This is a genomic window from Stenotrophomonas sp. SAU14A_NAIMI4_5 (assembly GCF_003086795.1).
Classification (GTDB): Bacteria; Pseudomonadota; Gammaproteobacteria; order Xanthomonadales; family Xanthomonadaceae; genus Stenotrophomonas.
Genome location: NZ_CP026003.1, coordinates 1,241,438 through 1,261,698 on the forward strand (window position 1 = coordinate 1,241,438; position 20,261 = coordinate 1,261,698).

A 20,261-nucleotide genomic window follows, 5' to 3' on the forward strand; every position below is an offset into this window, starting at 1 on the left:
CACCACCAATTATAGGGTCTGGCCGTGAAATCGGGCGGAAACCGGCACGACCGGCCATTTCGCACGCCGTTGGCCGGACCCGCGGCGTGAATACGTATGCAGGCAGCGCCATGGTCCGGAAGCCACCGCTAAGCTTGCGGTTGTTGGTTTTCGGCCCGCTTCCGGTGGGTCCCGCATGCCCGGAGGGGGGCTGTCGATGTCGCACAATCCATGGTGGCGCGGAGCCGTCATCTACCAGATCTACCCGCGCAGCTACCTCGACGCCAGCGGCGACGGGGTGGGCGACCTGCCGGGCATCATCCAGCGCCTGGACCACATCGCGGCGCTGGGCGCCGATGCGATCTGGATCTCGCCGTTCTTCAAGTCGCCGATGGCCGATTTCGGCTATGACATCGCCGATTACCGCGATGTCGACCCGCTGTTCGGCAGCCTGGAGGACTTCGACCGCCTGCTGGCCAAGGCGCATGGCCTGGGCCTGAAGGTGATGATCGACCAGGTGCTCAGCCACACCTCGCTGGAGCATGCCTGGTTCCGCGAGAGCCGCCAGGACCGCACCAACCCCAAGGCCGACTGGTACGTGTGGGCCGACCCGCGCGAGGACGGCACCCCGCCCAACAACTGGCTGTCGCTGTTCGGTGGCGGCGCCTGGCAGTGGGAACCGCGCCGCGAGCAGTACTACCTGCACAACTTCCTGGTCGACCAGCCGGATCTGAACTTCCATAACCCGGACGTGCAGCAGGCCACGCTGGACAACGTGCGGTTCTGGCTGGACCGCGGCGTGGACGGCTTCCGCCTGGACGCCATCAACTTCTGCTTCCACGACGCGCAGCTGCGCGACAACCCGCCCAAGCCGGCGGACAAGCGCGTGGGCCGCGGCTTCAGCCCGGACAACCCGTACGCCTACCAGTACCACTACTACAACAACACCCAGCCGGAAAACCTGCCGTTCCTGGAGCAGCTGCGTGCGCTGCTGGACGAGTACCCGGGCGCGGTGAGCCTGGGCGAGATTTCCTCGGAGGACTCGCTGGCCACCACCGCCGAGTACACCCAGGACGGCCGCCTGCACATGGGCTACAGCTTCGAGCTGCTGGTGGACGACTACAGCGCGGCCTACATCCGCGATACGGTCTCGCGCCTGGAAGCGGTGATGACCGAGGGTTGGCCGTGCTGGGCGGTGTCCAACCATGACGTGGAGCGGGCCGTGAGCCGCTGGGGCGGCCGCCCGTCCGACCCGCGCCTGGCCCGCATGCTGGTGGCGATGCTGTGCAGCCTGCGCGGTTCGGTCTGCCTGTACCAGGGCGAGGAGCTGGGCCTGGCCGAGGCCGAGGTGGCCTTCGAGGACCTGCAGGACCCCTACGGCATCACCTTCTGGCCGAACTTCAAGGGCCGCGACGGCTGCCGCACGCCGCTGCCGTGGACCGACGCCCCGCTGGCCGGCTTCACCACCGGCAAGCCCTGGCTGCCGATCCCGGCCGAGCACCGGGCGGCGGCGGTGGCGGTGCAGGACGCCGACCCGGGTTCGGTCCTGGCGGCCTTCCGGGCCTTCCTGGCCTGGCGGCGGACCCAGCCGACCCTGCAGCACGGGGACATCCGTTTCCTGGACAGTGCCGAGCCAGTGCTGCTGTTCGAGCGTATGCTTGCAGATGAAACCCTCCTGCTGGCCTTCAACCTGTCGGCCGAGGCGGTCAGCCATCCGCTGCCGGCCGGTACCTGGCAGCAGCTGGACGTGCCGGGCCCGGATGCGGGCACGGTCGAGGGCACTGAACTGCGGCTGCCGCCGCGCGCGGTGTATTGCGCACGACGCAGCTGACCGATTTCTCCGGTGGCGGTACTTGCGGGGACGGGGCCGAAGCGCCCCGTCCCTTTTTTGTGGGTGGCCGATGGCCGTCACTTTCCAACTATTGGAATGGAATCGGCCGGGGTGGGCGTGGACACTGGTGGCCCCCTCCGTGGTGGACCTCCGATGCGTTTCTTTACTTCCCTGATGCGGGTGTTGTTGCTGGCAGCGGCACTTTCGGCTGCCCACCCTCTCTCCGCTACGCCCATCATGATCGTGGGCCCCGCGCTGGAGGATGCCTTCGAGGGTTCGGACGTGGTGCCTGGCTTGAAGCAGTTGCTCGGACCGGAGTACGCGGCATTCCGGCGCAACTTCGATGAGTCGGCGGTGTCGGTGCCGCTCAAGAGTGGTGGCTTGATGCTGGTCGGATGGCGGCTGGGCTTTCCTGATTCCTACGGAGCTGTGGTGGTCCTGCACCCAGACGGAAGCCTGGACGCGGCTTACTACAATGCGGGCGAGCGTGCTCCGCGTTACTTCTCGAATTCAGCCCAGCCTCACCACCGGGCGCTGCGGGCCTGGGCCAGGCAATACGTTGGCGATACGCCGCAGGCCTTTCCGGACGGTTGGGATTCGCAAGTTGCTGTGGATCTTCCCAGCGAAGAAGACCAGGCGGCCATGCGCGCCGTTGCCGCTGCGATCTGGTCGCCGCCCCTGGCGCAGGGCTGGAACATGAACACCGAGGTGGGCCGCGTCCTTGGTGAGACAACCAAGTACATCATGGACTGCTCTGCTGCCTTCAGCCTCGTGCCAAAGCCGGTGGGTTGGGTGCCCGGCTGGGCGTATGTCGCAACGAAGTCAGTCCAGATCGTCGCCTATGTTACGGGGGCCTCGGCGCATCGGGTCTATCGAACCTGTGTCATCGGCACCGCCAGCCGCCAGCGGCCTTTCATCGAGCTGGCGTCTGCCGAGATCTGAGCGACGGGTGCCGCTTCCATGTGGGAACTGCTGGGCGAGATCGCTTCCCTTGCTCTGAACCATGTTGGTCACGCGCTTGGTCGATTCAGTGGGCGCATCCTGCTGGTGCTGATGCTGGTCATCGCGATCGGCTGCGCGCTGATGGTCTCATGATCTCCTTCTGAGTGAATCCATGCATGGCGTGGATCCACGGAATCCACGCATGGCGTGGATCTACTGGAATCCATGCATGGCGTGGATCTACGGAATCCGCGCATGGCGTGGATCTACGGGAGGACGTTGGCCGTGGTGGGGGCGGACCGTTGATCTGTGCGATGTCGCGCAGAAGATCGACGTCGCCAAGCATGGCGCAGCGTGGCGCGTTGGATGCCGTCGAACGGCCGTGTGCATCCTGCCGATGTGAAGTCCATCGCGGTCCTCGTCAGTCGGCCTCGCATTTGCAACAAGTCCGATGGCCTCGCGGCGGGTCGACAGCAAATACTCGGGCCTCCTCAATCGATGGACAGGAGAACCCGATGAAGTTCACTTCGGTTTTTGCAGCAGCAGCCGTCGCATGCATCGTCTTCGCAGAAACGGCAACGGCGCAGACATCGCCGCCCGACAGCCAGCAGCAGACCTGTCAGACCGCGTGGTATCAGTCTGAGGCTTCCCGCAGCTGTTCGCTCAACTACATGTTTTCGTTCCCGCCGGACTTCTGCAAGGTCAGTGCGGACTGCGTCCGCGCGGACGGCAGCAGGCAGGGGAACGTAGAGCAGACACGGCTGCAGAACGTCCCGTCGCTCCGCAACTGCGACGGTCGTCTGGGCTTCAACTGCTGAGGTCTGGCGCGAGCGATGTCGAACGGGCCAAAAGAAAACCCGCTGCCTGCGCAGCGGGTTTCCGGTCCTGCTCCCCGTGTTGCGTCGCCGGGCATGGCCCGGCGCTACCGGTGGGTTGCCGGCCAGCGGCCGGCACTACCGATCGTGGTTAGAACTTGTAGTTCACGCCCAGCACGTAGGTGCGGCCCCACTCGATGTATTCCAGCGGGCGGTCCTTGGTGCCGGCGTAGGTGCGGTACGGCTCGTTGGTCAGGTTGCTTCCCTGCAGCAGCAGGGTCAGGCCACGCATGGCGCTGCTGTCGCTGAAGGTGTAGCTGATCTGCGCATCGGTCACGTTCTCGCCCACCACGTAACGCAGCGTGCGGTTGCCGTTGAAGTTGCCGATCTCACCGATGAAGTCCGAACGACGGCGCTGGCTCACGCGTGCTTCGAAACCATTGCGCTCGAAGTAGGCGGTGAAGTTGTACACGCGGTCGGACAGGCCGGGCAGGCTGATCGGATCCGAACCCACGCTGGAGGCGCTTTCCGGGTCGAGGATCTTGATGTCGCTCTTGTTGAAGGTGGCGCTGGCCTGCACGCCGAAGCCACGCAGGCTCTCGGTCAGCATGTCCAGCGGGAACGATGCGGTCAGTTCCAGGCCCTTCAGCGTGCCGCCCTTGCCGTTTTCCGGGGTGGAGAACGTACCGGTGGTCAGCACCGGCACGGTCATGCCCGGCGGCGGCACGTAGCTGCCCAGCAGGTCGGTGAAGTCGTAGTCGTCCACCGACTGGGTGTAGACGTAGCTTTTCAGGTCCTTGTAGAAGATCGCGGCGGCCACGTAGGCCTTCTCACCGAAGTACTTCTCGTAGGACAGGTCGAGCGCGGTGGCACGCCACGGATCCAGCAGCGGGTTGCCGCCGCTGCCGCCGGGCTTGCCGGTGGCCGTATCCACGCCGAATTCCAGGCCGGCACGCATCTGGTCCACGCGCGGGCGCGCGACCTGCTTGGCCGCGGCGAAGCGCAGCGTCTGCTGGTGCGGGAACATGAAGGCCAGGTTCAAGCTCGGCAGCCAGTCGTTGTAGGTCTTGCCGTTGGAATACGGCTGGATGTTGCTGCCGGCCGGCTGCGAGCTGTCCCAGTAGCGCGAATCCGAGCTCTGGTCGGTGTGCTGCATCTGCACGCCGATGTTGCCGCGCACGCCCACTTCACCGATGTCGGTGTTGAGGTTCAGGCGCGCCCAGGCGGTGGTGATCTTTTCCTGCACGACCCACGACTTCGGGATCAGGTAATCGAGGTTGTCGACCGGATCGAAGGTCATGTAGCGGCCGACGGCCGCCGGCACGTTCCAGGCCGGGATGTAGCCGATGCCGGCAAAGCCCAGATTGACCGGCGAATACTGCAGGTCCGAGGCGATGTTGGCATCGCCCTGTGCGCCCAGCAGGATGTTGCCTTCGGACTGGGTCTTCACCTTGCGGCGGTCGGCGTAGTTCACGCCCACATCGATGTCCGGCGCCCACGAGGCAACGGCCTCGGGCAAGGCAATCGTCGCGGCCAGCTTGGCACCCTTCAGGCGGTCTTCCACCTGCGGCACCTTGCCGTAGCCGGAGCCGTAGATGGTGTTGGTCAGGAACAGCGCATCGGGGTTGGAGTAATCCAGGCCCGGGGTGATCTGCGAGAAACCATTCGGGCGGATCTGCAGGCCGATGGTGTCCAGCTGCGGCATCGGGGTGAGCTGCAGGTTGTTTTCCAGGTTCAGCTCATCGCGCGTGGCCTTGGAGTAGTTCACATCGGCGACCAGCTTGACGCTGCCGAAGGTGAACTCGTTGTTCCAGCCGAACGCATCGATCTTGTCCTTGCGCTTGTTGTACATGCCGCGCACCAGCGGGTACACGCCGCTGGCGGTGCCACCGGTGAAGGTGCCATCGGCATTGACCTGCGGGTTGCTGATCAGCAGGCCCGGGGTATAGCCACCGTTGTAGTTGCTCAGGTTGAGCTCGAACTGGTTGGCGGTGTCGATCTGCTCGGCTTCGGTGTGGAACGCATCGAAGGTGCTGGTCCAGGCGTTGTTCGGCCGGAACTGGATGGTGGCCATCACGCCGTCGCGCTTGTTGTTGCCGGTACGGCGCAGCGCCTTGATGCCATCGGAGAAGTAGGTGCCCGCGGCCACGCCCGGACGATTGCCGTTGGTGGTCTGCTCGGTGGTCCACGGCTCGTACAGGCCGACCTGGTTTTCCTGGATCGGGTTGTCGCTGTGCGCGTAGCCGATCGAGATGCCCAGGGTTTTGTCGAAGAACTGGTCGATGTAGCTGGCGCTGAAGCGGTTGCCGAATTCATCGACGTTGGCGGCTTCGCCGAGCGAGCTCTTCTGCAGGCGGCCGCTCACCGCGATCACGCGGTCGGGGAAGCTGAGCGGACGCACGGTCTGCATGTCGATGGTGCCCGACAGGCCCTGGCCGACCAGGGCGGCGTCCGGGGTCTTGTAGACGGTCACGCCGTTGACCAGTTCCGAGGGGTACTGGTCGAACTCGACGCTGCGGTTGTCGCCGGTGCTGACCACTTCACGCCCGTTGAGCAGGGTGGTGGCGAAGTCGGGCGAAAGGCCGCGCACGCTGATGACCTGGGCACGGCCGGCCACGCGCTGGGCGGCCAGGCCGGGCAGGCGGCCCAGCGATTCGGCGATGCTGACGTCGGGCAGCTTGCCGATGTCTTCGGCCGAGATCGCTTCGACCACCGACGTGGCGTCCTGCTTGATCGCGATGGCGTTCTCGATGCCGCGGCGGATGCCGGTGACCTGCACGGTGTCCAGGTTGGTGGCGGACGTACCGGTGGTGGCGGTTTCAGTGGACTGCGTGGACTGTGCCGATGCCAGCGACGGCACCAGTACAACGGCCAGCGCCAGACTCAGCGCGGTGCGCTTGTGGTTCAACATTTTCCCCTCCCAGGCAATGTTGTAGAGCATCTTGTGGTCGTCCCGGCGGTGCCGTGGACGTGCGACGCGGTGGCCGCTGTCGTCGCCGCTATGGTAGGCAGCGGCTTCTCCGCGGGAATCACCCTGCATACGTATTCAATGGCTTTCACAGCGTTGTAATCGATTCCAGTGCCCGGATCCCGGTGGCGCCTGCCGCTGGCCGGCAACCACGTGATGCGGATGGATGCCGGCCAGCGGCCGGCACTACCGTTCCAATCAGAGCGGGGTGAACCGGATCGCCTGGCCACCGCCCGGTGCCAGCACCAGGGTCAGTGCATCGGCGCTGGTCACCTCGCGCGTCTCGCGCTTGAACGCGAACGGATTGCTGCGGAAATCCGCGCCTTCGCCATCGCGGTAGATCTCGGCGCGATAGCGCACGCCCGGTTCCAGGAAGCCCAGCGACACCGGCAGCACGCGGCCGTGCTCATCGGTGATGCTGCCCAGGAACCAGTCGCGGCTGTTGCGGTCGCGTCGCACGATGGTCACGTAGTCGCCCACTTCGCCATCGAGCACGCGGCTCTGTTCCCAGTCCACCGCCACATCCTCGATGAACCGGAACGCTTCGCGGTGCTGCAGGTAATGCTCGGGCAGGTCGGCGGCCATCTGGATCGGGCTGTACAGCACCACGTACAGCGCCAGCTGGCGGGCCAGCGTGCTGGGAATGGCCTGGCCGTGGCGGCCCTTCAGGCTGAGGATGCCGGGCGTGTAATCGAACGGCCCGGACAGCATGCGGGTGAACACCAGGTTGACCTCGTGTTCGGGCGGGTTCGGCGGCTGGCCCCAGGCGTTGTACTCCATGCCGCGCGCGCCTTCGCGCGAGATCCAGTTCGGGTAGGTGCGGCGCAGGCCGGTGTCCTTGATCGGCTCATGCGGGTTCACCGACAGGTGCCGCTGTGCGGCTTCCTGCACCACCTTCAGATGATGGCGGGCCATGAACTGGCCGTCGTGCCACTCGCGCCACAGCGGGCCGCCGGCCGGATTGCGGCGGTCGATCTGGCCGTCATCGCAGACGTAGCCGGTCTTGAACTGGTCAATGCCCAGCCGCGCATACAGGTCCAGCGCGGCGCCCAGCTGGTCCTCGTAATGCTCGATGGCGCAGCCGGTTTCGTGGTGGCCGATCAGGTGCACGCCCTTCTTCAGGCCGTAGGCGGACAGCGCCTCGATATCGAAATCGGGCGTGGCGCGGGTGAAATCGAAGTCGTAACCGTTGCCTACCCACATGCCGTCCCAGCCGGGATTCCAGCCTTCCACCAGCACGCCGCGGAAGCCGTGGGCAGCGGCGAAGTCGATCACCTTCTTCGTCTTGGCGGTGGTGGCGGCATGCTTCGGGCCGGTCGCCCAGCTTTCGTTGTCCAGGTGCATCGACCACCACACGCCCAGATACTTGGCCGGCTTCACCCAGCTCACGTCGCCCAGCGCATTGGGCTCGTTGAGGTTGAGGATCAGGTCCGACTCGACCAGGCCGCCGGCGTGGTCGGCGATCTGCAGGGTGCGCCACGGCGTGGCGAAGGGCAGGGCGCGGCGCACCTTCCAGCCTTCGGCCGAGGGCGAAAGCTGCGCGCGCAGGCGCTGGCCCTCGGTGCGGCGCAGCCACATGCCGGCGTAGTCCACCAGCGCTGCCTCGTGGATGGCCACGTGCAGGCCGTCGTGGCTGCGCAGGGTCATCGGCGTGTGCACCAGCGGTACTTCGCGCAGCGGCGTGCGCTGGTACAGGTATTCGTAGTGGATCGGTTCGCCGGCCGGAATCCACCAGGCGGTCGAGTCGGGCGCGATGGCGAACTCGGTCAGCTCGTCATCGATGATCGCCTCGCGCAGGTTGGGCTGCTCGGGGAACACATAGCGGAAGCCGAGCCCGTCGTCGTACACGCGGAACACCACGTCCAGGCGGCGCTTGCTGCCGGTGGTCTCGGCCAGCTGCACGGTCAGCTCGTTGAAGTGGTTGCGGGTGACCCGGCGCTCGCCCCAGGGCTGTTCCCAGGTGTCATCGACGCTGCGCCGCTGCTGGCCGAGCAGGGCGAAATCGCGGTCGAGGCGGCCGTCGCGCAGTTCGAAGCCGAGCTTGGAATCGGCCACCACGGGTTCGCCGAAGCGTTCGACGCGGTAGCGCGCGGTGCCACCGTCCAGCACCAGCCTGACCGTGAGCACCTTGCCCGGTGATTCAACGCTGGCGACCTGTGGCGCGGCCTGGGCAAGGGTGGCCAGGCCCAGCAGGGCCAGCCCGGACAGATGCGCGAACACCGCGCGTAGTGCAGCAGATGAAGCCGGCATTTCCCCTCCCAAGGCGCCATTGGCAGACCCGGACCATAAGCCAGCGCGGCGGCCTGTCTTCACGCAACGGCGATGAATACGTATGCAACTGGCCGCAGGCCGCAGCGCCGCGTCTACCATGGGGCCAAGGCACCTTGAGGGAGGCGCCGCGCCCGCGCACCGTCATGGTGGCGCGGACCCACAACGGTGCAGAGAGGGAGGGAGGTCGACGGGCGCAAGCCGGTCTGCCGCTTCGATGCTGAAGATCATTTGCCTGACGGCTGCCCTCGGGGCAGCGCTGGGAACGACCGCGCACGCGGCCGACCTGGAATTCAACGGCCGCCATGCGCGCGCCGAAGCCGCTGCCAAGGGCAGCTTCGTGCTGCATGCGCCCAAGGGTGAGGTGCAGGTTGCTGCCGCGCCCATGCGCAGCCAGACCGCCAGCGTGATGTTCGACGCGCTGTTCGCACTGGCCCAGCAGGAAATGGACCAGGACCGCGTCGATGCGATCCGCGATCCGTCCTTCGATGAAGGTCGCCCGGTGCCGTGCGAGTGCTTCCAGACCGGCGCGCGCTGGCCCTATGTGTGGACCCGCGATCTCAGCTTCGCCGCCGATCTGGCGCTGGCGAAGCTGGACCCGCAGCGCACCCGGCAGTCGCTGCAGTTCAAACTGTCGGCCGCGCGCGATGGCCATACCCCCGGCCTGTTCGTGGCCCAGGACACCGGCTCCGGTGGCAGCTGGCCGATCAGCAGCGACCGCGTGGTGTGGTTCCTTGCCGCGCGCCACCTGCTGGATGATCCAGCCTTCGCCGACCAGGTCTGGCAGGCGCTGCAGGGCACCCTGGCGCAGGACCGGGCAATGGTGTTCGACGCGCAGATGGGCCTGTACCGCGGCGAGACCTCGTTCCTGGACTGGCGCGAGCAGACCTACCCGGACTGGACGCGCGAGAACGTGCGCTTCATCGGCGATTCCTACGCGCTGTCCACCAACGTGCTGCACTACCAGGCCCTGCGCCTGGGCCAGCAGATGGCCGCGCAGCTGGGCGACGAGCGCAGCGAGCAGTACAAGGCCTGGGCCGATGCGCTGGCGCTGCAGATCGACGCACGCTTCTGGCGGCAGGACATGGGCCAGTACATGAGCTACATCGGCGAAGCGGCGCACCCGGTGCCCTACGCCAAGGTCGACCTGCTGGGCCTGTCGCTGGGCATCCTCGCCGACGTGCTGCCGGCCGAACGCGCGCAGCGTGCGCTGGCCGCCTACCCGATGGGGCCGGCCGGCAGCCCGGTGGTGTGGCCGCAGGAAGCGCAGCAGCCGATCTACCACAACCGCGCCATCTGGCCGTTTGTCAGCGCCTATTCGCTGCGCGCCGCGCGCAAGCTTGATGATGCCCCGCGCATCGCCGCCGAGATCCGTTCGCTGATGCAGGGCGCGGCGCTGGCTGGTTCCAACATGGAGAACTACGAACTGGTCACCCAGGCCGTGCACGTGGACGAAGGTGCGCTCAGCGGCCCGGTGGTCAATTCCGAACGCCAGCTGTGGTCGGTGGCCGGTTACCTCGCCATGGTCAGCGAAGGCGTGTTCGGCCTGCAGGACGATGGCAGCGTGCAGCCCAAGCTGCCGGCCAGCCTGGTGCCGGACCTGTTCGGAAAGCAGCGCCACATCAGCCTGGATGCCAACGGCAAGCGCTACGTGCTGGAGCGGCCGAAGCAGCTGGGCGAGGGCCTGCTGGTGGCCGGCAAGGTCAAGACCCGCGGTACCACCACCACCGTGCAGCTGGTGCCGGCCGCTGCCGCGCCGCGCGCAGCCGTGGCCAGCGCCGATGCCAATGCACGTGCACCGGCGACGCCGGCCGCGCCGCAGGCCAAACGCAGTGGCAAGGCCTGGACCGTGGCCGTGGCCGCCGACCAGGTGCTGTGGCAGGACGGCAAGGCCGTGCAGCCAGCCAAGGGCGTGGCGCGCGTGGGCGACGATGGCCTGCAGCATTGCCTGAGCCTGACCCGTCGCGAGGGCATGCTTGAATCGCTGCACAGCCCGATGCTGTGCGTGGGCCCGCAGCAGGTGCTGCGCGGTGACCGCCAGTGGCGCTTCACCACGGCCAAGGCCGGCCACGTGCGCCTGCGCCTGCAGTACAACAACCCGAACGGGCCGATCAACACCGGCGTGACCGCGGCCGTGAAGCAGTTGAACCTGCAGTGCGCGGCCCAGCCAGCGCAGCGCCAGACCGTCACCCTGCCGCACAGTGTGGCCGCGCAGGAATCCACGGCGGTCAGCTTCGCCGTGCCCAAGGGCCGTTGTACGGTCACGCTTGAGGAAGGCTTCAACATGAGCGCACTGCAGCACTTCGCGCACTACACCGGCGGCAAGGGCGGGCGCGAGGGCGTGCTCAACCAGGCCCAGGTGCAGGCGCTGAAGGTGGCACCGGTCGCGGCCGTCGAGGGCGTACGATGAGCCGTCCCGCCAAGCCGCAGCTGTCGTTCTGGCAGATCTGGAACATGTGTTTCGGCTTCCTCGGCATCCAGTTCGGGTTTGCCCTGCAGAACGCCAACGCCAGCCGCATCTTCGAAACATTGGGCGCATCGCAGGACGCGGTGCCGGGGCTGTGGATTGCCGCGCCGCTGACCGGCCTGCTGGTGCAGCCGGTGGTGGGTTATCTGTCCGATCGCACGTGGACGCGCTGGGGCCGGCGCCGCCCGTTCTTCATGATCGGTGCGGTGCTGACCACGCTGGCCCTGCTGGTGATGCCGAACTCGCCCACGCTGTGGATCGCCGCCGGCACGCTGTGGGTGCTGGATGCTTCCATCAACGTGTCGATGGAACCGTTCCGTGCCTTCGTCGGTGACCAGCTGGCGCCCCGCCAGCGTCCCACCGGCTATGCGATGCAGAGCTTCTTCATCGGCGTCGGCGCCATCGTCGCCAGCTTCCTGCCCTTCATCCTTACCCACTTCGGGGTCGGCAACACAGCGGCGCCGGGCGAAGTGCCCGATTCGGTGCGCTACGCGTTCTACTTCGGTGCGGTGGTGCTGCTGGCGGCGATCAGCTGGACGGTTTTCAGCACGCGCGAGTATTCGCCCACCGAACTTGCGTCCTTCGACGATGCCGAACCGCCGGCGCACCATGCCGGCGCCACCATCACCGGGCCCGCGCCGTGGGGCCAGGTGGCGCTTTGGCTGGGCCTGGGCGTGCTGCTGGCGGCACTGATCGCCTGGCGCCAGGGCGACAAGATGCTGTACGTGCTGGCTGGCCTGTGCGCGGGCTACGGCCTGCTGCTGGCACTGGCCCGCGCGCTGCCCGGCACGCACATGCTGGCCGCCATCGTCGGCGACCTGCGGGCGATGCCGGTGACCATGCGGCGCCTGGCCTGGGTGCAGTTCTTCTCGTGGTTCGCGCTGTTTGCCATGTGGATCTTCACCACCGCTGCGGTGGCGGGTACCCACTTCGGTTCCACCGATCCGCAGTCGGCGGCCTACAACGAAGGCGCCAACTGGGTGGGAGTGCTGTTCGGTGCCTACAACGGTTTCGCCGCGCTGGCCGCGCTGCTGATCCCGCCGATGGTGCGCGCGCTGGGCCTGCGCTGGAGCCACCTGGTCAACCTGTGGCTGGGCGGGGCAGGGCTGATCTCGATGATGTTCATCGATGATCCGCGCTGGCTGCTGCTGTCGATGGGCGGTGTCGGTTTCGCCTGGGCCTCGATCCTGTCCCTGCCGTATGCACTGCTGTCGGACAGCGTGCCGGCGGCGAAGATGGGCGTGTACATGGGCATCTTCAATTTCTTCATCGTGATCCCGCAGCTGGTCGCGGCCAGTGCGCTGGGCTTTGCCCTGCGTGCGTGGCTGGGTGACCAGCCGATCCATGTGCTGGTGCTGGGCGGCTGCAGCCTGCTCGTCGCCGGCCTGTGCGTGCTGCGGGTTCCGTCCCGTCCGGAGGTGGTGTGATGCGTGGTGTGTTGGCTGTTGCTGTTTCCCTTGCCCTGTTTGCCGGTCAGGCCGTGGCCGCGCCGCGCCCGGACTATGTCGGCACCACCGAGCCGTTCGCCAGCGATGCGGTGTACTTCGTGGTCACCGACCGCTTCGTCAACGGTGATACCTCCAACGACCACCGCGACCAGGGCGGCAAGCACCGCACCTTCGATATCCCGGTGCCGTGCCCGGACAAGGTCGACGGCAACATCGGCTACCTCGGCGGCGACTTCCGTGGCGTGCTCGACAACGCGCAGTACATCCGCAACCTCGGCTTCGGCGCGGTCTGGATCACGCCCATCGTCGACAACCCGGACGAGGCGTTCACCGGCAGCAAGCCGATCAGCTGCACCAGCACGCTGACCGACCGCGGCAAGACCGGCTACCACGGCTACTGGGGCATCAACTTCTACAAGCTCGACGAACACCTGCCGAGCAAGGATCTGGATTTCGCCGGCCTCAACAAGGGCCTGCACGATGCCGGCCTGAAGGTGGTGCTGGATATCGTCGGCAACCATGGTTCGCCGGCATGGACCATGCCCAAGCGGCAGCCGCAGTTCGGCCAGATCTTCGACAAGGACGGCACGCTGATCGCCGACCACGAGAATCTGCCGCCGCAGAAGCTGGACCCGAAGCACAACCCGCTGCACGCGTTCTACAACAACATCGGCCCGGTCGACAGCAAGGACGGTTCGATCTTCGATGGCAACCTGGCCGAGCTGTCCGATTTCAACCAGGACAACCCGGCGGTGATGGACTACCTGGTTGGGGCCTACCTGCAGTGGACCGCGCAGGGCGTGGACGCGCTGCGCATCGACACCATCGGCTGGCTGCCGCATCCGTGGTGGCACGAGTTCGTCAAGCGCATCCGTGCCGCGCATCCGGGCATGTTCATGTTTGGCGAGGCGTTCGACTACAACGCGGCCAGCATCGCCGAACACACCTGGCCGGCCAATGCCAACGTCAGTGTGCTCGACTTCCCGCTGCGTGGCGCACTGGAGCAGACCTTCGGCACCACCGGCAAGGGCTTTGAAACCCTGGCCGAACCGCTGCACCTGACCGGTGGCCCGTACGCCAACCCGTACGAGCTGATGAGCTTCTACGACAACCACGACATGCCGCGACTGCGGGCCAGCGACACCGGCTTCATCGACGCGCACAACTGGCTGTTCACCGCGCGCGGCATCCCGGTGGTCTATTACGGTTCGGAAACCGGCTTCATGCGCGGCCGCGCCGAGCACGCCGGCAACCGCGCCTACTTCGGCCAGCAGCGCGTGGATGACGCACCGCAGAGTCCGATTTTCGCGCCGCTGCAGCGCATCGCCAAGCTGCGCGAGGCGACCCCGGCCCTGCAGCGCGGCCTGCAGGTGAACGAGCGCCTGCAGGGCGACGAAGCGGTGTTCTTCCGCGTGCTGCAGCACGGCGACGTGGCGCAGACCGCGCTGGTGCTGCTGAACAAGGGCGATGCCGCGCGCAGCATCGAGGTGGATCGCTACCTGCAGCCCGGCACCTGGCGCGACGCGCTGGGCGGCGGCGAGCTGAAGGTGAAGCGCTCGCTGAAGGTAGAGGTGCCGGCGCACGGCGTGAAGGTCTTCGTGCTGGATGCACCGGTGCAGCAGCCGGCCCTGCAGGCCGAGCTGGACAAGGCCGTGGCCGACCAGCAGGCGCGCGACCAGCGGTTGAAGCGGTAGTGCCGGCCGCTGGCCGGCAACCCCCTGATTCCTGACACCTGCGGATGCCGGCCAGCGGCCGGCACTACCGGGTCAGGCCGCATCCGGCACAATGGTCACCCTCACGCGCCGCCGTACCGCCATGACCGATCTTGCCCCGCAGACCCCGATCGAAACCCTGCTGAAGGCCGCCATGGATGGAGCCGTACCGATCCGCGCCTTCATGGAAGCCTTCGTGGCCTCCGAGGTGGTGCTGCTGACCGGCAGCCTGGTCACCCCCGATGGCAGCGGCTTCGACCCGCTGCTGTTCGACAAGCAGGGCACCCTGCACGTGGCGGTCTTCACCGATCCGGCGCGGGTGGGCATCCACAGCCAGCAGGCCCCGCACCAGATCCGCTGGCTGATGCTGGACGTGCTGCGTCGCGTTCCCGGTGGCTACGGCGTGGTGGTCAACCCCGGCACCACGCTGGGCTTCGAGATCTCCGCCAGCGGCGTGGGCGAGATCCTGAAGGATTTCGCGCAGGGCTGAGCAGGATCTCCCATGGATTCGATTGATCGCACCGCCTCCCAGCATGAACGTCGGGCCGCGACCTGGCTGCTGACGGGCGTGGCTGTGTCGCTGGCGACAGGGCTGACGCTGGGCTTCGGCTTCGATATCCACGATACGCCCGCACCCCTGTTGGCATGGGTAGGCAGTTGGGGGGCGGCCTGGCATCTGTACCAGGGTGCGCGATTGAAGGGACGGCGCGCATGGCTGTGCGGTGGCCTTGCTGTGCTGGGGCCAGTGCCTGCGCTCATGGTCCATGTGTGGTTGCGCAGGGCGTAGGCACTGCTTGCCCGTTGGCTAAGGCGTTGGCGGGATCCTGAAGGATTTCGCGCAGGGCTGATACGCCCCTGGCTTCCCTGGCGTCGAGCCATGCTTGATGCTACCTCGTGGCCAGTCGCGCTCCCTTCCGGCTGGATTGAAACAATTTGCAGTGACATCGACCGGCGCCTGTGATTGTCTTGACAGATCATCTGAGCTGAGGTCCCACCATGGAATTCAGGATCGTGTCCGCCGATGCACCGGAACGACAGCAATTGGCGCAGTGGTACCACGCCGAATGGGGTCAGCACGCCGGCTTGTCGCTGGAACAGGAACTGCATCGGCTGAACGTGACGCAGGATGCCGATGGTTTTCCGCAGTTGATCGGCGCTTTCGATGATGGTCAGGTCGTTGGCGCAGTGCAGCTGAAACGCCGGGAGATGCAGGCCTTCCCGCAGTACGAGCATTGGCTGGGAAGTGTGTTCGTAGCCGACAGCCATCGGGGCCGCGGACTGGCCAGCGGACTTGTCGAGCAGGCCGTGGCGCTTGCGCTGCGGATGGGCATCTGCGACCTGTACCTGCAGACCGAAGCTCTGGATGGTGGACTGTATGCGCGACTGGGCTGGAAAGCGCTGCAGGAGACCGACAATCACAGCTTACGGGTACTTGTGATGGTGCGTAGGCTGTCCACATGAATCTCTACACAGCACGCCATTCCCGTAACGCGCTGATCTTCCTGATCGCAGCCATCGTCGCAGCGCTTCTTGCCCTGCCGCTGCTGCGCGCCATCGGCATGGCGCAGTGGCCGGTGTTCGCCCTTGCCTGGCTGATCAACCTGGGCGCCGCCTGGCATCTCGGCCAATGGGCGCGGCAGCAGGGCCGTCCGGCCTGGGCCTTCGGTGGGCCTGCGCTGCTGGGCACGGTCGCTTCGATCGTGGTGTATATGTTGCTGGCGTTGCTGGGGCCGAAGCGTGGGGCAACGCCACGGGGGTGATGCGGGCGAGCTCTGCCAGGCATGGCCTGGCACTACTGGGATCAGTTCGGGCCTAAGCGCGTGGCATCGTCGCAGGGGTGATGCGGGCAACCGCTGCCAGGCATGGCCTGGCACGACTGGCATCAGTTCGGGTAGTAGAGCAGGGCGGAGCCCTCGGCCAGTGCTTCTTCGTAGAAGCCGGCAAAGCGACGGTAGGCATCGGTGTTGAGCGCGTCCACCTGGAAACGGCCGCAGCGCAGGTCGCTGATCTGGTCGAAACCGAAACGCGCGCACTCGGCCTGGGCCAGGTCGAAGGCATCACGCTCTTCGTCCTGCCTCAGGAACAGCATGGCGTTGTGGACCGCACCGGGTTCAGGCGCGTTCCACTCAAACTCTGTCGCACCGCCGTAGCGGCCGGTGAATCCATAGACCATCACAATCACGTTGCGTCTCCCTGCAGGACAGCGGAGGTGCCGGCAATCACCGGCACCTCCGCGGGCATCACATCGACACCTTCTTCCGGTTGTCGTCGCTGTCGCGGTCGATCAGCTTGTTGTACGGATCGAACCCGGCCTCATCCGGCTTGCCGTCCACGGTCACGGTGATCGTCGGAGCGGCCTCGGTGATGTGCTGGCGCTGCAGGTACAGCACCTTCTGGTCGCGTTCCTTGCCGGAAGGCGCATTGGCGAACACGCCGATCTCGATCCAGTCGTCCAGCGTGGCCGGGGTTTCCTTGCCCTGGCCATCGGCATGCACCTTGGCGGCGTGCAGCTTCAGGGTGACGTCGTAGCGGCCATCCGCACGCTTCTTTGCGCTAGCCGTCTCCAGCCGGTTGTCATAGAGGGTGATCTTCTCGAACAGATCGGTCAGCAACTGCTGGCGGTCGGCCGGTGCTTCGGCACGCAGGTAGCCCAGCAGTTCGCGCGAGGTGGTGTACGGCGGCTGCTGGTAGCCCTTGTCCTGCAGGAAGCGCTTCAGTGCGCGGTTCAGGGCGGCTTCGCCCATCTCCTCGCGCAGGCGGTAGAACACCAGCGAACCCTTGCGGTAGTGGATGTACTGCTGGTTCTCCACCCGCTCCAGCGGCAGCTCCTCGATGCGTTCGCTGCCACGCTCGGCCAGGTACCGGTCCAGTTCGGTCTTCAGGAACTGGCGCATGTGCGCGCGGCCGTACTCCTGTTCCATCACCATCAATGCCGAGTACTGCGCCAGTGATTCGGACAGCATGGTGGCACCCTGCACGTTGGCGCCGATCACCTGGTGTGCCCACCACTGGTGGGCGATCTCATGCGCGGTGACGTAGAACACGTAGTCCACGTTGTCCGGGTCGCGCAGGTCGGCGATGAAGCCGAGCGACTCGGAGTAGGGAATGGTGTTGGCGAAGGACTGGGCGAAGCTGCGGTAGCCCGGGAACTCGATGATGCGCACCTGGCGATGCTGGTACGGGGTGAAGTTCGCCTCGTAGTAGGCCAGCGACTTCTGCACGGCCTCGATCATCCGATCCACGTTGTAGGGGTGGGCCGGGTCGAAGTACACCTCGATCGGGATGTCCTTGTACATGCCTTTCTTCACCTGCCAGCGTGCGGACAGGTAGGCGTAGAAGTTCAGCATCGGCCGGTCCATGGCGTAGCTGAAGCAGCGCCGCCCATCCACGGTGGCTTCCTTCTGCAGGTAGCCCGGTGCCAGCGCCACCTGGTCTGGTGCGGTGCAGATGGTGGTGCGGAAATCCAGCCAGTCGGCGTCGTTGGACACGTAGTTGTTGGCGCGCGCGGCGTCATCCTCCAGCTTCGGCATGCGGATCGGCTCACCCAGCCCGCGCTTGCGCCGCTCGTTGCGATCCTTCAGCTCGCTGTTCTCGTCGTAGCCGAAGGAGGGCAGCAAGCCGCTGTTGAAGAACGTGCCGTTGTCCACGATGTTGCTGGGCGCCTGGCCAGCGGTGATGCCCTTTGGCTTCTGCTCGACGCGGAAATGTACCGTGCGCTGTTCGCCGGGCTGCAGCGGCGCGGCCAGGCGGTAGATGCGGTAGCCCAGGTCCACGTCGTGGTAGCTCAGGGTCTGCCCGCCAAGGTCGACCTTGATCAGCTCACGGTCGTCGCCCATCGAGATGTGGATGTCGTTGATCGGCACCGCGTGCGGATTGCGGATCGTCCAGTCGGCATCGATGGTCACCGTCTGCGTTTCCGGACGCAGGTCCACGCGGTTGTCGATGGCGATGATGCGCGGCTGCGGCAGGTTGCGGTACTTGGACAGCTCGCGCTCGTAGCGCACCTGCAGGTCACGCTGCTGGTCCGGCGACACGAACTCGTTGCGGATGTTGGTGCTCCAGTACAGCCAGCTGCCCAGGGCAACAAAGGCGACCAGCGATACAGCGAACCCCGCGCCGGTCGGACCGCGCAGGCGGTGCATGGCCAGCTTCACCCGCTCACGCAGACCGGTGCCGACGCCGCGCACCCAGAACGCGGAGGCCAGGAACAGCAGCGCGATCAGCAACAGGGCCCAGTAAGCCTGGAACACCAGCTGGCCCGGCAGGAAGTGGCCGTAGCCATTCATGTCCGAGTACGGGGCGTTGGGCCAGTTGCCGAAGTTGTACAGGTTCTGGGTGAAGTCCAGCAGCCCCAGTGCGACCTGGGCGATCATCACCACGATCAGCAGCGCATAGCCGAAGAACTTGTTGTTGGTCAGCACCTGCAGGACCAGTGCCAGCCCACCCATCAGGACATAGAACACCGAACCCAGCGCCAGCGCCTTCAGGTACAGCAGCGGCTCCAGGTGGGTGTAGCCCTGGGTCAGCTGCAGCGCCATCGACACCCCCGCGCCGATGGCCTGGAAGCAGGCGACGATGACCACCAGCGTGCTGAAGCGGGCCAGCAGCGGCACCCAGTTGGGCACCGGCATGGCGTCGCTCACTTCGTTCAGGCGCACCGAGCGCTCCTTCCAGACCAGCTCGCCGGAATAGAACAGCACGATGATCACCAGCAGCCAGCTGTAGGCGCCCTGCAGTGACGTTAGCATTTCACTGGTCACCGGCCAGATGGGCGTGCCGTACATCACGTTCTGGTGCAGCGCGCCGGGAATGAAGTTGGCCAGGCCCAGCACCAGCAGCACGATGAACGGCACGCTGCGCAGCACGCCCACGGTATCGAAGCGCACCTGCCGCAGGAACTGGTGCCAGCCGGTGGCGGCACTGAACACCGGGCGCACACGCGGCGCGACGATCTGCACCGGTCGCGCGGCATCAGCGTTGGCCACGATCTTGCGGCGGCCCCAGCGGCGGCGCCCGCTACCGGTGCGCTCGCTACGGAACAGGGCGAAGGTGGCGGCGAACAGCGCTGCGGCCACACCCAGCCACAGGGCGCGGTTGGCCAGCAGGTAACCGGCCACCGGTGGCAGCTGCGTGTTGCTCTGCTCGGTGGCCCAGTAGCGCACGGCACGGCCCAGCGCACGCATGCCCAGCGGCTCGGTCAGCGTGGCGATCCAGACGTTGTCGATGTCCTTCAGCAGCGAGGCGCTTACTCCGTACAGCACGAAGTAGCCGACCAGGCCGATGTAGACCCACAGGATCGAGCGGGTCGCCGCCGCCAGCATCGAGAGCAGGGCGGTGGTGAACACCACGTTGGGCAGGACGATCCAGGTGAACGTCCAGGCATACGCAGCCAGCGACACCGGGCCCACCCGGGCCTTGTCCACCCACGGCATGAACGGCCCCAGAAAGATGCCCAGTGCGATGACCAGGTAGACCACCAGGCTGGCGCAGATCGCGGCGAGGATGCGCCCTGCCAGGTAGTCGCGGCGCCTGATCGGGCTGGCGAAGATCAGTTCGGCGGTGCCCAGCTCGAAGTCACGCAGCAGGGCATTGCTGACGAACATCGTGGACACCAGCATGCACACCATGGTGAAGATGCCCATGAAGCGTGCGATGACGATGGGCGCGTTGCTGTACACGTTGCCGGTGCCGCCGCCGATCTGCACGGCTTCGGTGGAAGCGGCGGCGAAGGCCAGCGCGGCGAACAGGAAGGCCAGCAGCCACAGCAGCGGCGAACGCAGCTGCTCGCGCAGCTCGAAGCGGAAGAAGGTCAGGATCATGGTCTACTCCGG

15 protein-coding genes are annotated in these 20,261 nt (G+C 66.4%); 11 read left to right on the forward strand and 4 right to left on the reverse strand.

What is annotated here, in order from left to right; translation table 11 throughout:
• Positions 1-196: 196 nt before the first annotated feature.
• The 4 genes from C1925_RS05975 (at position 197) to C1925_RS05985 (ending at position 3,570) form a co-directional block, all read left to right on the forward strand.
• Positions 197-1,810, forward strand: a complete 1,614-nt coding sequence (locus C1925_RS05975) for an alpha-glucosidase family protein (RefSeq protein WP_108768091.1) — start codon at positions 197-199, stop codon at positions 1,808-1,810.
• A gap of 153 nt (positions 1,811-1,963) precedes the next feature.
• Positions 1,964-2,752 carry a hypothetical protein gene (locus C1925_RS21275; protein WP_254051394.1) on the forward strand — a complete coding sequence of 263 codons (789 nt, stop codon included), beginning with the start codon at positions 1,964-1,966 and terminating at the stop codon, positions 2,750-2,752.
• An 18-nt stretch (positions 2,753-2,770) separates the two neighbouring features.
• Positions 2,771-2,905 carry a hypothetical protein gene (locus C1925_RS21440; RefSeq protein ID WP_267912569.1) on the forward strand — a complete coding sequence of 45 codons (135 nt, stop codon included), beginning with the start codon at positions 2,771-2,773 and terminating at the stop codon, positions 2,903-2,905.
• A gap of 362 nt (positions 2,906-3,267) precedes the next feature.
• Complete coding sequence (locus tag C1925_RS05985) at positions 3,268-3,570, forward strand: hypothetical protein (RefSeq protein WP_108768092.1); 303 nt, start codon at positions 3,268-3,270, stop codon at positions 3,568-3,570.
• A 148-nt stretch (positions 3,571-3,718) separates the two neighbouring features.
• On the opposite strand, the gene C1925_RS05990 is transcribed toward C1925_RS05985, so the two are convergent.
• Together C1925_RS05990 and C1925_RS05995 are read right to left on the reverse strand one after the other, a co-directional pair.
• The gene (locus C1925_RS05990; RefSeq protein ID WP_174213489.1) at positions 3,719-6,478 is read right to left on the reverse strand and encodes a TonB-dependent receptor; all 2,760 of its coding nucleotides are present in this window, start codon (positions 6,476-6,478) and stop codon (positions 3,719-3,721) included.
• A 255-nt stretch (positions 6,479-6,733) separates the two neighbouring features.
• Complete coding sequence (locus C1925_RS05995; protein ID WP_108768093.1) at positions 6,734-8,785, reverse strand: glycoside hydrolase family 97 protein; 2,052 nt, start codon at positions 8,783-8,785, stop codon at positions 6,734-6,736.
• A 235-nt stretch (positions 8,786-9,020) separates the two neighbouring features.
• Between C1925_RS05995 and C1925_RS06000 the strand changes: the two genes are divergently transcribed.
• From C1925_RS06000 to C1925_RS06030, 7 genes are all read left to right on the forward strand, one after another.
• A complete protein-coding gene (locus C1925_RS06000) occupies positions 9,021-11,213 on the forward strand; it encodes a Six-hairpin glycosidase-like protein (RefSeq protein WP_108768094.1) in 2,193 nt (730 codons plus the stop codon).
• A complete protein-coding gene (locus C1925_RS06005) occupies positions 11,210-12,697 on the forward strand; it encodes an MFS transporter (RefSeq protein ID WP_108768095.1) in 1,488 nt (495 codons plus the stop codon). Before C1925_RS06000 ends, C1925_RS06005 begins: the two co-directional genes overlap by 4 nt.
• Entirely contained in the window at positions 12,697-14,412 is a 1,716-nt protein-coding gene (locus C1925_RS06010) for an alpha-amylase family glycosyl hydrolase (protein ID WP_108768096.1), read from the forward strand. The genes C1925_RS06005 and C1925_RS06010 overlap by 1 nt, the downstream gene beginning before the upstream one ends.
• 121 nt (positions 14,413-14,533) lie before the next feature.
• Positions 14,534-14,920, forward strand: a complete 387-nt coding sequence (locus tag C1925_RS06015; RefSeq protein ID WP_079220982.1) for an SseB family protein — start codon at positions 14,534-14,536, stop codon at positions 14,918-14,920.
• A 12-nt stretch (positions 14,921-14,932) separates the two neighbouring features.
• Positions 14,933-15,217, forward strand: a complete 285-nt coding sequence (locus tag C1925_RS06020) for a hypothetical protein (RefSeq protein ID WP_108768097.1) — start codon at positions 14,933-14,935, stop codon at positions 15,215-15,217.
• A 209-nt stretch (positions 15,218-15,426) separates the two neighbouring features.
• Entirely contained in the window at positions 15,427-15,891 is a 465-nt protein-coding gene (locus tag C1925_RS06025) for a GNAT family N-acetyltransferase (RefSeq protein WP_108768098.1), read from the forward strand.
• A complete protein-coding gene (locus C1925_RS06030; RefSeq protein WP_108768099.1) occupies positions 15,888-16,190 on the forward strand; it encodes a hypothetical protein in 303 nt (100 codons plus the stop codon). Before C1925_RS06025 ends, C1925_RS06030 begins: the two co-directional genes overlap by 4 nt.
• A 122-nt stretch (positions 16,191-16,312) precedes the next feature.
• Here C1925_RS06030 and C1925_RS06035 read toward each other — a convergent pair whose 3' ends face one another.
• A complete protein-coding gene (locus C1925_RS06035; protein ID WP_216821996.1) occupies positions 16,313-16,612 on the reverse strand; it encodes a hypothetical protein in 300 nt (99 codons plus the stop codon).
• Positions 16,613-16,670: 58 nt separating this feature from the next.
• Positions 16,671-20,249, reverse strand: a complete 3,579-nt coding sequence (locus C1925_RS06040) for a M1 family aminopeptidase (RefSeq protein WP_108768101.1) — start codon at positions 20,247-20,249, stop codon at positions 16,671-16,673.
• Between the last annotated feature and the right edge of the window lie 12 nt (positions 20,250-20,261).